Consider the following 12,778-nt stretch of genomic DNA (forward strand, 5'->3'; position numbering starts at 1 on the left):
ACAGGGATAAGAAGAGAGGGAGCCCCCATGAACTGTCTCACCCATGCCGCACAGGAAAACCTCAATGAGGTCAGGAGGTTTTTCCGAAGAGACAGCTTGACTGTCCAGATAACATGCCGAGGGCATCTTCATGGCCGAGACAATCTTTGGTCCGACGCTTACGCTCTCCACCGGACGCATCATCCCGACCCGCTGGGTCGGCGAGCAGCATGTTAAGGAGGACCTCGGCTTCATCCCAAGCTTCGCCGATTGGGTGAAGGCCATTCGGCCCGAGCCTTGGATGGGTCGGACCGAACGGATCGAGGCACAGGTCGATCCGCATCTCGTCTCCCCCGTGGTCGAGGTCATGTGACATGACCGATCCCACTTATCGACGTCTTGGCTTGCCGCCGACCGCTTCGCGACTGGCAGTGGTTCGCGCGGCGGTCCGGGCGCTACACCCCGACACGCGCGCTGTTTGCGGCCTCCGGCTGGCGCGCAAGCGCTTCTACCGGCAGATGCTCTGCGCTCACGCCGCACGACAGGCGGCGGGCGACACGCCGACCGGCTGATCGTTCCCAAACACCCCTTCATCCCAATCGATCGCCCGGCCTCCTGGCCGGGTCTTCCCCATTCAGGAGGGTCCCCATGGCGGATTACTTCACCCATTTCTCATGCCTGATCGACGTCGGCAGCCCCGACAAGGCCGCCCGCGCGCTCGCGCTGTTTCAGAAACTTCGCGCTGCGGATCAGGACGCTGACGACCCAGATGTCGCTGGCTTTGATCTCGTGCACCAGGATGCCCCCGAGGGCAGCAGCCTCTGGATCCATGACGACGAACACGGCGATGTCGAAGCCGTCATCCGCTTCGTCTTGCGGCTCGCCGAAGACCTCGATCTTACCGGCCTTTGGGGGTTCCAGTATGCTCTGACCTGCTCCCGGCCGCGGCTCGACGCCTTTGGCGGCGGTGCGCATGCCATCGATCTCGGCGCTCGTAAATCCATCGGCTGGTCCAGCACGCAAGAATGGTTGGTCGTGACGCTGAACGGGGAGGACGTCGATGCCTGAGATCATCTGCACCACTGTCTACCAGTTCCCCGAGCTCTCGGAGGCCGCCAAGGAAAAGGCGCGCAGCTGGTATCGGGAGCTCGGGGCCCACGACGACTGGTGGGACGCGGTATACGAGGATTTCGATCGGGTCTGTGAGATCCTCGGTATCCGTCTGAAAACCACCCCCGTCCGCCTGATGGGTGGCGGGACGCGGGCCAAGCCCAGCATCTGGTTCTCCGGCTTCTGGAGCCAGGGTGACGGTGCCTGCTACGAGGGCTATTGGTCCCACTCCAAGGGTGCGGCCGCGCGCATTCGGGACTACGCGCCCACGGACGCGACGCTGCACGGCATCGCCGACCGGCTGCAGGCCATCCAGCGGCGGAACTTCTACCAGCTCGCCGCCGAGGCCAGCCACCGTGGCCGCTATTACAACGAATATTCCATGTCGATCGACGTCACGCGCGACAGCCCGGCCTGGCAGCCACCGACAGAGGACGCCGAAGACATCGTGACCGAGGCGCTGCGTGATCTGGCCCGCTGGCTCTACCGCCAGCTTGAAGCCGAATACGACCACCTGACCTCGGACGAGGCCATCGAGGAGGGGATCATCGTGAACGAGTACACCTTCACGGAAGCCGGGCGCCGCTTCGGGTGAGAGCGCAGGAAGTTCATTTGATCTTTACAAGAAGGTCATATGATCTATATTCGGGCCAATGGAGGACGCCATGTACGTTGCTGAGAAAATCCGGGAACCCGCACAGGTCAACGCCGTTGCGTTGAAGGCTTACGCGCGCGTGGTTGATGCCTGGGGCCTCAACTTGAAGGAAGCGGCTGGCCTTGCTGACATGTCAGAGAGCACATGGAAGCGCGCCAAGAAGCCGGATTTCGCGGGGGAACTGACCAAGGATCAGCTTCTGCGGCTCAGTGCGGTGATCGGCATCTACAAGTCGCTCGAACTCTACTTCTCCGAGCCGCTCGCGCGAAGCTGGTTCACCCGACCGAACACCGGCCCGCTGTTCGGGGGCAGCCGTCCGGTTGACACCGCCATCGAAGGTGGCTTGCCGCAGATCCTCGCGGTGCGGACCTATCTCGATGCGTTGCGTGGTGGGGCATGAAGCAGACCGAGGTTTCAGATCGCGGTCTCGTTCGTCTCCTGCCTGCCACCTACCACAAGCCGCCATCCCTGCGCGGTCTCGTCGATACCGATGACGAGATGGAGATCTTGGCAGAGATCGAGGGCCTGACCAGTGGACGTCTACAGGCCGAACGCGGGCGCAACCCACATCTGGACCCGCGCGAACTCGCTTGGCAACGCCGTAGCCGCGATCTGCGCATCTATGGGGACAGTCACGTCAACGCAGCCTTCACTTACACCCGCGCCGGCGGAAACCGCTTCAACGCCGAGGAGCGCGGCGCTTGGTACTGCGCATGGGATGAGATGGTTTCTGTCAGCGAAGTGGCCTGGCACCGCACACGCGAACTCGGCTTTACCGGCAGCTTCCACGACAGCGCCCGCTATGTGGAATTGCTGGCCGACTTCATCGGCGTCTTCAACGACATGACCGATGAGGCAGGTCATCCGGCGCTGCATCCGGATCCGGCTGTCGGGTATCCCGAGGGCCAAAGCCTGGCACAGCATCTGCGTCGGGGCGGATCCAAGGGCCTGATTTACCCTTCGGTCCGGGCTCCTGCACCGGGCGGGAATTGCCTGGTCTGCTTCGAGCCCCACGCAATTCGGAACGTTCGTCCGGGCGCGTCTTGGGATCTTGTTTGGGATGGGACACCGCACTACTCGATTGCGGCTGTCAGCTAATCCGCAAAACCGTAATTGCCCCGGAGGCCTATAAGGATGGCAACGCCTGATATTGAAAGCCCTGACCGCACCGATCTCAAGCAGATCGACCATGCGCACTTCTTTGAAGCGATGGACTCGCCGCCTTTGCCGACCGAAGCACTGCGCTCTGCCTTTCGTCGGGCGAAAACGCGGTCATTTCAGCGAAACACAGGGCTTGGAAGCGCCGACTGAGTTCACCCGCCTTCGGCGCCTCCCATCGGCGCGATGAGGACGGCCAACGCAAAGCTCCCCTCACGACGGTGCTGGGCGTGGCTCAGCCCAAGAGCTTCAACAAGGCGTCGCGATGCGCGGCATGTTTTTCGGGGTTGTCGCGCTTCAGTTTGTTCAGGTTGAGGAGTTTCCACTTCACGGCCGGTAGGTCAGCGGCTTGCGAGCGGTCGATCGCCGCAAAGTCAGGCTCGCCGTCCTGAAGCGTCAGGAGGAACTGCCTCGCCTTGTCATCGAGCCTCGATTGCAGATCGGCGACCAACTTCAGGCGCGTCGCCAGAAGCGTATCGAGAGGGACGGGTGCTCTGGTCATGCCCTCGAATTCCCGCGCGTAGGGTTGCTCGAGATCGATCAGGTTCGGATCGAGCAGCTCATGCGCCGGGCGCGGCGAACTGGCGACATAGATCAGGAAGGTCTGGAAGAGGTCCTGCGTCAGGCCTTCGTTTTCGTAGAGGAGCGTGACGTCGTAGAGATCCCGTGGATGCTGCCTGTCGAGGGCAGCGTGCAGCTTTCCCGCGAACAGGTCCTCGAACGAGACGATCTGCATTTCGGCATAGCCATAGGCATCCTCCACGGCGGCAGAGACGGTCCGGACTTCCGGGTCGTGGACCACGCCCCGGGTCACGGGCGAGGTTTCGATCTTGATCTCGGCATTCCCGAGGCGCGCCAGGAGCCGGGTGGCTCCGCCTCCGCCCCCTTGGATGCGCTGCGATTTCGCGCCTCGGATTCCGGTCTCGATGGAAGCCGCGATGCGATCCATCGCGGCGTTGATCTCGTCCAGGCTCTCGGCGCGTTCCTTGATTGGCAGGTAGGTCAGGTCGATGTCGACCGACAGCCGAGGCAGGTCGCGGTAGAAGAGGTTGATGGCCGTCCCGCCCTTGAGCGCGAAGACGCTTTCGCCCGCGACATGGGGCAGGACGCGCACCAGGAGCGCAACCTGGGCTTCATAGGTCTCACGCGCCATTTTCGGCCTCCGGTTTCACGAATTCTTCTGGCACCATGATCCGATAGCGCGGGTGGATCTTGCCGCCCTGGATCAAGGCTCGGTCGCCGCTGCCGAGGTCGAATGCCTGCGGGTCGATCCGTTTGCGCCAGGGATGATCGTGGCGGTCCGCGAAGACGAAGAACAGGCGCTTGACCTTGATTTTCTGGCACGCTTGCAGGAGGTCGGAAATCAGCCTTGGGCGCAGGGTTGTCAGGCTCTCGAAGACCATGTCGAGCGTGTGGAAACTCTCATGGTGGGGCAACTCGTCCATGGCTTCCAGGATTGCGCGCTCCGGCGTCGACATCGTCAGACCCCAGTCCCATGGCAGGCCAGAATTCTTGCCCTCGATCACGCCCAGCTTCGGATCGGTGAACAAGGAACGGGGGCGGATACTGAAAGGGGCATCCGTCGGCAGTTTGATCAGCCAGTTCGGGACCTTGTCCCCATAGACCCAGACTGGAGCGTTTTCCCCCAGGCGGAGGTAATGGGCATGTCCTTGTTCACCGAGTGCCGTTGTGCTCCCGACATGCAGATCATGACCCATGATATGTTGCATCGAAAGGATGCAGGTCTTCCAGTCGATGCTGTTGGACGCCTGCATATTCGGGACTGGTCGGCGGAAGACACCGCGTGCGATGCGCTCCAGCCAGCCGCGTTTCACATAGTCACGGAAGCTCTCATAGGCGATGCCTTGCGAGACGAGCCATGTCGCATCGACCAGATACCCGGCGGGTACGGCATCGAGCACTTTCTTCAGATTCTGTGACCTTGCGGTGTCCATGATACCCAAAGAGACAGATTTTCAAAGAGAAATCTACAGTTTTCTTTGATGAAAATGCTTTTCCTGCGTTATGGACGCTCCTATCTCACCATTTCCAAAGAACTGAGGGACTAGCCCCAAGGGGAGGGAGATCTGAAGACGCTGGGTTGAGAGACGGCTACGACTTGCGGTGTTACCGAAGGTCGCAGCGTTGCACATCCCGGCGTGCCGCCGGAACCAGACCTTGGTCCTTCGGACTGGAGCTTGACCGAGGCTGATGTCCCGAAGGGCCAGTCTGCCAACCTACAGGTTGGCAGCTGCGCTCGGTTTGCCAAACTATGATGTGGCAAAAAGCTGGACGACCGCACAGAGCGTCACTAGCCGGTGCGGTGCTCACTTATTCCCGTCGATCCACTTCGACATGAGCCCCTTGTCGCGGAAGCATTCGTCCGGAACGGCACGCCGTTTGATCCGGGCGAGCTTCTCAGCGAAGGCCACCTGCCTGGACGTGGGCAGCTGGTCCATGTCCGACACCGGCTTCAGCCGTGCCTGAGCCTCGATCCAGGCGCTCAACGAACGGCGGTCCTGCTGAACCTCCCAGGGCAGGAGCGTCCCGTTTCGCAGGGCGAGCGATCGCGCATAGGCGATCTGTTTGGGGGTCGCGGGCAGTGCGTGCTTGGTGCTTTCCATGGTGGAACCCCCTTTCTGACTTGGCTCTGAGCATAGAACATAACAAGAACAAAATCAAGCCAAGCGTCGGGAACACCTTGGTGCGAAAGGGAGAGAGGGGCCGGGAAAGATCAGGTCCGAGGCTGCCCGAGAGAGGGTGTCCGGGCCTGATCCTGTCCTTCATTCCGGAGTTTCCCGATGACCCATCTTGCCCCTGTTGCGCAGGCGTCCTTGCCTGCGCCCATTGTCCCATTGGCAGCAAATCCTGCCTCTGCGATCGTTGCTGTCGCCGAAGCGCTGCAGCCCGACCTCGCGCAAGGGCTTCAGATCGACGCGCTGCGCCTTCGCCGCGAGATGGAACATGCCTTTGGCGGTTCCGATGCGACCGGTGCCTGGGACTGGAAGCTCGCCTATGAGGCGGGCGAGGTGGCGCTGATCCTCTTTCTGCGAAAGTTCGGTCGGGCGCTGCTTGCGCGTGCCGGCTCGCCTGCGGCGCTCTTGCCGATCCTCGCCAAGGTGGCAGGCCTCTTGCCCACGCACACCCGGCGGTCGGAAGAGATGGAGCGCTTCCAGCAATTCAGCACGCCCTTGCCCATGGGACTCGCGGCGCTTGCAGCCGCACAGATCACGCCCCGCGATCTCGTCCTCGAGCCGTCGGCCGGGACCGGGCTTCTGGCGATTTTGGCCGAGATCGCCGACGGCAGCCTCGCGCTGAACGAGCTGGCCGAAACCCGCGCCGATCTTCTTGGCTTGCTGTTCCCGGGCCACCCAGTCACGCGGTTCGATGCCGCGCAGATCGACGATCATCTCGACGCCTCCTTAAGCCCGAGCGTCATCTTGATGAACCCGCCCTTCTCGGCCCAAGCCAATGTCGATGGTCGATCGACCGAGGCGACGAACCGGCATCTGCGCTCGGCGCTTGCGCGCTTGGTTCCCGGCGGACGGCTCGTGGCCATCACAGGGGCCGGTTTCGCGCCGGATGCGCCGGCCTGGGCCGAGACCTTCGGCCGTCTGACCGAGACGGCCCATCTCGTCTTCACCGGCGCGGTGTCGGGCGCCGCTTTCGCCAAGCACGGCACCAGCTTCGAGACGCGGATTTTTGTCTTTGACAAATACCGCGGCGGCGAGCCGGGCGGCACCACCGCAGACCTGCGCCAACCCATGTCTATGGACGTGGCGCATCTGATGTCCCGGGTCACTGCCGAGGTTCCGCCGCGCCTCAAGTTGGATCCAGCTCCTGCTGCGGGGCAGGGCCACTCTTCCCTCTTCCCGGGAAATTCTCACCTCACCACCCGCAAATCCGTCAGCCGATCCCGCGCGACCTCCGCAGCTCTACCGGCGAAATCAGACATACCGATCGAGGCCGAGGAACTAAACTACGCAACTTGCGACGTCGCCGGGGACGAAGATGCCGCACGGCTGTCCGACGCGATCTACGAGACCTTCCGTCTGCAGGCGATCGACATCCCCGGCGCGACACCGCACCCGACCAAGCTTGTGCAATCGGCGGCCATGGCCTCTGTCGCACCTCCGAAACCGAGCTATCGCCCCAAGCTTCCGGCGGCCGTCCTGCGCGACGGGCTGGTGTCAGACGCGCAGCTCGAGACCGTCATCTACGCGGGGGAGGCGCATGGCGCGCATCTCACTGGGTCTTGGACCGTCGATGAGACCGGTGACGTGGTCTCCGCTGCACCGGACGATGCCGCTTCCGCCGTCCGCTTCCGCCGGGGTTTCTTCCTTGGCGATGGCACCGGAGCGGGCAAGGGCCGCCAGTCGGCCGGGATCCTGCTCGACAACTGGTGCCAAGGTCGCCGCAAGGCGCTCTGGATCTCGAAAAGCGACAAGCTCCTCGAGGACGCGCAGCGCGACTGGTCGGCGCTCGGGCAGGAGCGCCTGCTGGTGACGCCGCTGTCGCGTTTCGCACAAGGGCGCGACATCCCGCTCTCCGAGGGCATTCTCTTCACCACCTATGCGACGCTGCGCTCGGAAGAGCGGGGGGCCAAGAAATCCCGCGTCGACCAGATCGTCGACTGGCTCGGGGCGGATTTCGACGGGGTGATCCTCTTCGATGAAAGCCATGCCATGGCGAATGCCGCGGGGGGCAAAGGCGAGCGCGGCGATACCATGGCCTCGCAGCAGGGCAGGGCGGGTCTGCGCCTGCAGCACAAACTGCCCAACGCCCGCGTGGTCTATGTCTCGGCCACGGGCGCGACGACGGTCCACAACCTCGCTTATGCGCAGCGTCTCGGTCTCTGGGGCGGGGAGGATTTCCCCTTTCAGACCCGGTCGGAATTCGTGGAAGCCATCGAGGCTGGCGGTGTCGCGGCGATGGAGGTTCTGGCCCGCGACCTCCGGGCGCTCGGCCTCTATACGGCGCGCTCGCTGTCCTATGACGGTGTCGAATACGAGATGCTGGAACACGCACTGACCCCGGAGCAGCGCGGCATTTACGATGCCTATGCCGGGGCATTCGCCATCATCCACAATAACCTGACCGCGGCCTTGGAGGCGGCGAACATTTCCGGTGAGAGCGGCACGCTGAACCGCCAGGCCAAGTCCGCTGCGCGGTCAGCCTTCGAGAGCGCCAAGCAGCGCTTCTTCGGCCATTTGCTCACCTCGATGAAGACCCCCACGCTGATCACATCCATCGATGCAGATCTGGCTGCGGGTCATGCGGCGGTCATCCAGATCGTCTCGACGGGCGAGGCACTGATGGAACGCCGCCTGTCGGAGATCCCGACCGAGGAGTGGAACGATATCCGCTGTGATATCACGCCCAGGGAATACGTCCTCGATTACCTCGCCCATTCCTTCCCGGTGCAGCTCTACGAGCCTTTCACCGACAGCGAGGGCAATCTTTCCTCCCGTCCCGTGGTGCGCGATGGCCAGCCGGTCGAATGCCGCGAGGCCGTCCGCCGTCGAGACGCGCTGATCGAAAAGCTGGCTTCGCTGCCGCCAGTGCCGGGTGCGCTCGACCAGATCGTCCAGCGCTTCGGCACCGATCTCGTGGCCGAGGTCACGGGGCGCTCGCGGCGCATTGTGCGGAAGGGCGAAGGGCATTCGGCACGGCTCGTGGTGGAGAACCGGGCTGGAGCCGCGAACCTCGCGGAAACCCAAGCCTTCATGGATGACGAAAAACGTATCCTGATCTTCTCGGATGCCGGCGGCACCGGGCGCAGCTATCACGCCGATCTCGGGGCGAAGAACCAGCGCCTGCGGGTCCACTACCTCTTGGAACCCGGCTGGAAGGCAGACGCGGCGATTCAGGGGCTTGGCCGCACCAACCGGACCAACCAGGCGCAGCCGCCGCTGTTCCGGCCGGTGGCCACCGATGTCAAAGCGGAGAAGCGGTTCCTGTCGACCATTGCGCGACGTCTCGACACGCTTGGCGCTATAACGCGCGGCCAGCGCCAGACCGGCGGGCAAGGGCTGTTCCGGCCCGAAGACAACCTCGAGTCGCCCTACGCCCGCGACGCCCTGCGCCAGCTTTTCCGCCGCATCTATCGCGGCGATGTGGTGGGCTGCTCCCTTGGGGCCTTCGAGGATGCCACAGGCCTCAGCCTGACCGATGACAACGGGCTGAAGGACGACCTTCCCCCGATCACGACCTTCCTTAATCGCCTGCTGGCGCTGACGATCGACATGCAGGCCGTGTTGTTCGCGGGTTTCGAGGAGCTGCTCGATCAGCGAATTGAGGGCGCCATCGCCGCCGGGGTCTATGATCTCGGGCTCGAGACACTCCGTGCTGAGAGCTTCCGGGTGACCGACGTACAGGTCATCTACACCCATCCGGGCTCCGGCGCGAAAACCCAGCTGCTGACCATCGCGGAAAAGCGCCGCAACACGCCTACCTCGCTGGCCGATGCGCTCGAATGGCTGGATGACCCGCAGGCGCGGCTTCTGGTCAACAGCCGCTCGGGCCGGGCTGCCGTGCAGGTTCCCGCCACCAGTCACATGCTGGAAGACGGGACCATCGAGCCGCGCCTGCGCCTGATCCGCCCGACCGATGCCAGCACAGTCCCGGCAAAGATCATGGAGGACACCCGCTGGCTCGAGGCCGACCGCGCGGCCTTCTCCGCCGCCTGGACCGCGGAACTGGCCGAGGTGCCGGAGTTCTCCGAAGCCACGCTGCACATCGTGGCAGGCCTGCTGCTGCCGATCTGGAAGCAGCTTCCCCAGGATGAAACCCGCGTCTACCGCCTGCAGACCGATGACGGGCAACGCATCATCGGCCGCCGCGTCTCGCCCGCTTGGGTCGCGACCACGCTGGCCAAAGACGCGCCGAAGCTCTCGGCGGCGCAGGTCCATGCCCTCGTTCTGGAGGGCAAGACCGTGGTGCGCCTGTCCGAAGGGATGGAATTGCACCGCTCGCGCGTCATGGGCGCGAACCGGATCGAACTGTCGGGCTTCTCGGAGGCAGCCAAGGATCGGCTCAAGGCCGATGGCTTCTTCTCGGAGATCATCAGTTGGAAGCTTCGGCTGTTCTGCCCGACCGACGCCGATGGCGTCGCGATACTGGATCGTCTGCTTGCACGTTGCCCTGTCGCAAGGCTACATGATCGCGGAGGTTGTTGACCCATGTATTCCGAGACCGAAGACCTCGTGCGCGATCTGGCAGAAAATGCCGAAGGCGTCTGTCGTGCCTACCTTCCCGCCGGACGGCGGGAAGGATCCTACTGGATCGTCGGCGATCTGCAGAACAACCCCGGCCGGTCGCTCTTCGTGCGATTGACGGGCCCGGCGTCGGGACCAGGAGCAGCGGGCAAGTTTACGGATGGGGCCACAGGCGAGCATGGCGATCTCCTGGACATCATCCGCGCCCGGACGGGGATCACGCGCTTCCCCGACCTTCTCGCCGAGGCCCGAGCGCATCTTGGCCGTCCGCAGCCGGTCGCCCCGGATAGGCAAGAGCCGAGGAAGGCCAAGGCGCCCGGTGGCACTCCCGCGGCGGCGCGCTTGTTTGCTGCCTCGAACCCGATCACAGGCACGCTTGCTGAGACCTACCTCCGTTCCCGAGGCATCACCCAATTCGGGGCGAACGGCGCCTTACGCTTCCACCCGAAGTGCTGGCATCGGGAAGAGGGGCAGACCCGGAGCATCCCCAGACCTGCGATAATCGCGGCGGTCACCGATGGGGCAGGGGCCGTGCAGGGAGCGCAGCGCACCTGGCTGGCGCCTGACGGACAGGGGAAGGCGGCAGTGAATCCACAGCGTCGGGCTATGGGTCACCTACTCGGCAATGCTGTCAGGCTCACCCCGCACGATGACATCCTCGTCGTCGGCGAAGGCATCGAGACCATGCTGTCCCTGTCCGAGGCAATCCCAGGTCTGCCCGTCTGGGCGGCACTCTCTTCGGGTCACCTCGGGGCGGTCCTGTTGCCGGAGGGGCTCAAGCGCCTTTACGTCGCGATCGATCGCGATCCGGCCGGGCAGCGCGCGGCAGAGAAGTTGAGCGCCAGAGCCTCCGAGGTCGGGATTGGTTGCCAAGTGCTGGAACCGCGGCTCGGGGATTTCAACGATGATCTTCGCGCGAACGGCAAGGACGCGCTGCGCCAGCATCTGGCAGGTCAGATCGGGCCAGAGGATCGGCATCGCCTGCCCAGCTGAGCTGCATCGCGCAGGGGGGGCTGGGAGTGCGGGGCAGGGGGCTGCATCCCGTCGTGGCTCTGGATCGTCGTCCTCACCCCATCCAGGGCCTTGCGCATCCACCCGTCAGCCCTGCGCGGCCTTCAAGAGATGGGCAGGCCGTCAAAGCGGTTGCCCCTGCAAGGTCGGCAGGGAACCTATTTCCGCCGGCGGCAAAGCCGCCTTTGCATCGCGAGACAAATAGCTTCCCTGCCGACCTCCTCCACGCTGTTCCGGCCCCGGTGAAGCCGGGGTGAAGGGGCAACCGCCCCGACGGCTCGGGTCTGCCCATGAAGACCGCGCGGGATGACGCGCGGACGAGACAGGCCCGGAGGCAAGAAACCGATGACGATCCACACCCACGACGACGCGTATGAACCCGCCCATAGCGCATCCCAGACCGCCCATGCGCTCGACGAGCTCCAGCTCTACGGCTATCGCCCCTTTGACGAGCCCGATCCGCGCCCGATGCCCGATGGGCAGCGCCTCGCCGTCGCCGTCGCCGACATCTTCGACGCCCTCGTCGCGACCCTGGAAGACACCCGTATGGAACCCGACCTCGAAGAGGTGCTCTGGGGCCAGGTCAACCTCTTCCACCGCGCCTCGGCCCGGATCGAGCGGTCACTCGATGAGAACGAGCAGGCGCAGCGCCGCCTCCAGCGCGAGCAGGACGGCTCCGAGGTGAAATCCGTCGAGCTCGAGCGCCTGACGGCCGAAGGTCTGACCCTGATCGAACGGCGCAACTGCATGGACATGATGCGCGATCACGCCGCCACCGAGTTCGTCCATCATACAGGATCCACCTGGCGCCCCCGCACCGGCTCGATGGTCAACCGCCAGCACATGACCGCAGCCCTGATCGACAGCCGCGATTTCCTCGCCGCGAAGCGCCGCGCCGAAACCGAGGTGATGTTGCCCGCAGGCCCCAAGGTCGCCCTCACCGGCGGGACCGATTTCAACGATCACCGCCTGATCTGGGGCAAGCTCGACCAGGTCCGGACCAAGTATCCCGACATGGTCCTCCTGCACGGTGGTAGCCCGAAGGGCGCAGAGCTCATCGCCGCCAAATGGGCCGAAGCCCGGGGCGTGACGCAGGTGGCCTTCAAGCCCGACTGGACCAAGCACGCCAAGGCCGCGCCCTTCAAGCGCAACGACGCGATGCTGGATGTGCTCCCGGTCGGGGTCCTTGTCTTCCCCGGAACCGGTATCCAGGAAAACCTCGCCGACAAGGCCAAGAAGCTTGGCATCCCGGTCATGAAGTTCGAGAAGGGGGCGTGAGCCCCCGACTTCAATCCGGGACAGAACATTGTGGAAACGTCGAAGAGCGCTTGATATTGTGGTCTGGAGAGAGGCGCCAACAACATGTTCGACACATCGCAGCAAATGGAAGTGTTCCCGACGACGGTCGATCTCAAGCGGATCGACCCGTCTCTGAACATGCGCCGCTTCTATCGAATGAGCGTTCAGCCGGACCTGTTTGGCGGCGCATGCCTTGTGCGGGAATGGGGCCGTATCGGGTTTCGAGGGCAGATGCTGATAGAACGGCATGATGACGAGGGAAGGGCTGTCACGGCACTCATGAAGCTCGCGGCGACGAAGAAGCGGCGAGGTTATCGGTTGCTTGATAGAGTGAATGCCAAGGATTGAC

13 protein-coding genes and 1 pseudogene are annotated in these 12,778 nt (G+C 64.0%); 11 read left to right on the forward strand and 3 right to left on the reverse strand.

Going from position 1 to position 12,778, the window contains the following annotated elements; translation table 11 throughout:
• Window positions 1–112 precede the first annotated feature (112 nt).
• The 7 genes and pseudogenes from P2G62_RS15625 to P2G62_RS15655 form a co-directional block, all read left to right on the forward strand.
• A pseudogene (locus tag P2G62_RS15625) lies at window positions 113–352 on the forward strand (hypothetical protein); the annotation flags it as partial.
• Between the two features lies 1 nt (window position 353).
• Window positions 354–551, forward strand: a complete 198-nt coding sequence (locus P2G62_RS15630) for a hypothetical protein (protein WP_084713920.1) — start codon at window positions 354–356, stop codon at window positions 549–551.
• Between the two features lie 76 nt (window positions 552–627).
• Window positions 628–1,047: a hypothetical protein gene (locus tag P2G62_RS15635; protein WP_165809058.1), complete on the forward strand. Its 420-nt coding sequence runs from the start codon at window positions 628–630 to the stop codon at window positions 1,045–1,047.
• Window positions 1,040–1,684, forward strand: coding sequence for an antitoxin of toxin-antitoxin stability system (locus P2G62_RS15640; RefSeq protein ID WP_275735854.1), 645 nt, complete (start codon window positions 1,040–1,042; stop codon window positions 1,682–1,684). Before P2G62_RS15635 ends, P2G62_RS15640 begins: the two co-directional genes overlap by 8 nt.
• 58 nt (window positions 1,685–1,742) lie before the next feature.
• Window positions 1,743–2,144: an MbcA/ParS/Xre antitoxin family protein gene (locus tag P2G62_RS15645; protein ID WP_078572093.1), complete on the forward strand. Its 402-nt coding sequence runs from the start codon at window positions 1,743–1,745 to the stop codon at window positions 2,142–2,144.
• Window positions 2,141–2,842, forward strand: coding sequence for an RES family NAD+ phosphorylase (locus P2G62_RS15650; RefSeq protein ID WP_275735855.1), 702 nt, complete (start codon window positions 2,141–2,143; stop codon window positions 2,840–2,842). Before P2G62_RS15645 ends, P2G62_RS15650 begins: the two co-directional genes overlap by 4 nt.
• A gap of 36 nt (window positions 2,843–2,878) precedes the next feature.
• Window positions 2,879–3,055, forward strand: coding sequence for a DUF1778 domain-containing protein (locus tag P2G62_RS15655; RefSeq protein WP_018065915.1), 177 nt, complete (start codon window positions 2,879–2,881; stop codon window positions 3,053–3,055).
• Window positions 3,056–3,137: 82 nt separating this feature from the next.
• Here P2G62_RS15655 and P2G62_RS15660 read toward each other — a convergent pair whose 3' ends face one another.
• The 3 genes from P2G62_RS15660 to P2G62_RS15670 all read right to left on the reverse strand — a co-directional run bounded on the left by P2G62_RS15660 (window position 3,138) and on the right by P2G62_RS15670 (window position 5,526).
• Window positions 3,138–4,055 carry a nucleotidyl transferase AbiEii/AbiGii toxin family protein gene (locus P2G62_RS15660; protein ID WP_275735856.1) on the reverse strand — a complete coding sequence of 306 codons (918 nt, stop codon included), beginning with the start codon at window positions 4,053–4,055 and terminating at the stop codon, window positions 3,138–3,140.
• Complete coding sequence (locus P2G62_RS15665) at window positions 4,045–4,857, reverse strand: type IV toxin-antitoxin system AbiEi family antitoxin domain-containing protein (RefSeq protein ID WP_275735857.1); 813 nt, start codon at window positions 4,855–4,857, stop codon at window positions 4,045–4,047. Before P2G62_RS15665 ends, P2G62_RS15660 begins: the two co-directional genes overlap by 11 nt.
• A gap of 372 nt (window positions 4,858–5,229) precedes the next feature.
• Window positions 5,230–5,526, reverse strand: a complete 297-nt coding sequence (locus P2G62_RS15670) for a hypothetical protein (RefSeq protein ID WP_275735858.1) — start codon at window positions 5,524–5,526, stop codon at window positions 5,230–5,232.
• A gap of 177 nt (window positions 5,527–5,703) precedes the next feature.
• On the opposite strand from P2G62_RS15670, the gene P2G62_RS15675 reads away from it, so the two are divergent.
• The 4 genes from P2G62_RS15675 (at window position 5,704) to P2G62_RS15690 (ending at window position 12,777) form a co-directional block, all read left to right on the forward strand.
• Complete coding sequence (locus P2G62_RS15675; RefSeq protein ID WP_275735859.1) at window positions 5,704–10,080, forward strand: strawberry notch family protein; 4,377 nt, start codon at window positions 5,704–5,706, stop codon at window positions 10,078–10,080.
• Window positions 10,081–10,083: 3 nt separating this feature from the next.
• On the forward strand, window positions 10,084–11,112 hold the full coding sequence (locus P2G62_RS15680) for a toprim domain-containing protein (protein WP_275735860.1): 1,029 nt from the start codon (window positions 10,084–10,086) through the stop codon (window positions 11,110–11,112).
• A gap of 363 nt (window positions 11,113–11,475) precedes the next feature.
• Entirely contained in the window at window positions 11,476–12,408 is a 933-nt protein-coding gene (locus tag P2G62_RS15685) for a DUF2493 domain-containing protein (protein WP_275735861.1), read from the forward strand.
• An 84-nt stretch (window positions 12,409–12,492) separates the two neighbouring features.
• Window positions 12,493–12,777 carry a WGR domain-containing protein gene (locus P2G62_RS15690; protein ID WP_038073764.1) on the forward strand — a complete coding sequence of 95 codons (285 nt, stop codon included), beginning with the start codon at window positions 12,493–12,495 and terminating at the stop codon, window positions 12,775–12,777.
• Window position 12,778: the final 1 nt, after the last annotated feature.

It is taken from the genome of Paenirhodobacter sp. CAU 1674 (assembly GCF_029222945.1).
Taxonomy (GTDB): Bacteria; Pseudomonadota; Alphaproteobacteria; order Rhodobacterales; family Rhodobacteraceae; genus Rhodobacter.

Bases quoted from the DNA above. Each gene is read 5' to 3' on its own strand.
- P2G62_RS15690 (WP_038073764.1), top strand. From the start codon at position 12,493: ATGTTCGACACATCGCAGCAAATGGAAGTGTTCCCGACGACGGTCGAT.
- P2G62_RS15650 (WP_275735855.1), top strand. From the start codon at position 2,141: ATGAAGCAGACCGAGGTTTCAGATCGCGGTCTCGTTCGTCTCCTGCCT.
- P2G62_RS15635 (WP_165809058.1), top strand. From the start codon at position 628: ATGGCGGATTACTTCACCCATTTCTCATGCCTGATCGACGTCGGCAGC.
- P2G62_RS15655 (WP_018065915.1), top strand. From the start codon at position 2,879: ATGGCAACGCCTGATATTGAAAGCCCTGACCGCACCGATCTCAAGCAG.
- P2G62_RS15645 (WP_078572093.1), top strand. From the start codon at position 1,743: ATGGAGGACGCCATGTACGTTGCTGAGAAAATCCGGGAACCCGCACAG.
- P2G62_RS15675 (WP_275735859.1), top strand. From the start codon at position 5,704: ATGACCCATCTTGCCCCTGTTGCGCAGGCGTCCTTGCCTGCGCCCATT.
- P2G62_RS15630 (WP_084713920.1), top strand. From the start codon at position 354: ATGACCGATCCCACTTATCGACGTCTTGGCTTGCCGCCGACCGCTTCG.
- P2G62_RS15670 (WP_275735858.1), bottom strand. From the start codon at position 5,526: ATGGAAAGCACCAAGCACGCACTGCCCGCGACCCCCAAACAGATCGCC.
- P2G62_RS15685 (WP_275735861.1), top strand. From the start codon at position 11,476: ATGACGATCCACACCCACGACGACGCGTATGAACCCGCCCATAGCGCA.
- P2G62_RS15640 (WP_275735854.1), top strand. From the start codon at position 1,040: ATGCCTGAGATCATCTGCACCACTGTCTACCAGTTCCCCGAGCTCTCG.
- P2G62_RS15665 (WP_275735857.1), bottom strand. From the start codon at position 4,857: ATGGACACCGCAAGGTCACAGAATCTGAAGAAAGTGCTCGATGCCGTA.
- P2G62_RS15680 (WP_275735860.1), top strand. From the start codon at position 10,084: ATGTATTCCGAGACCGAAGACCTCGTGCGCGATCTGGCAGAAAATGCC.
- P2G62_RS15660 (WP_275735856.1), bottom strand. From the start codon at position 4,055: ATGGCGCGTGAGACCTATGAAGCCCAGGTTGCGCTCCTGGTGCGCGTC.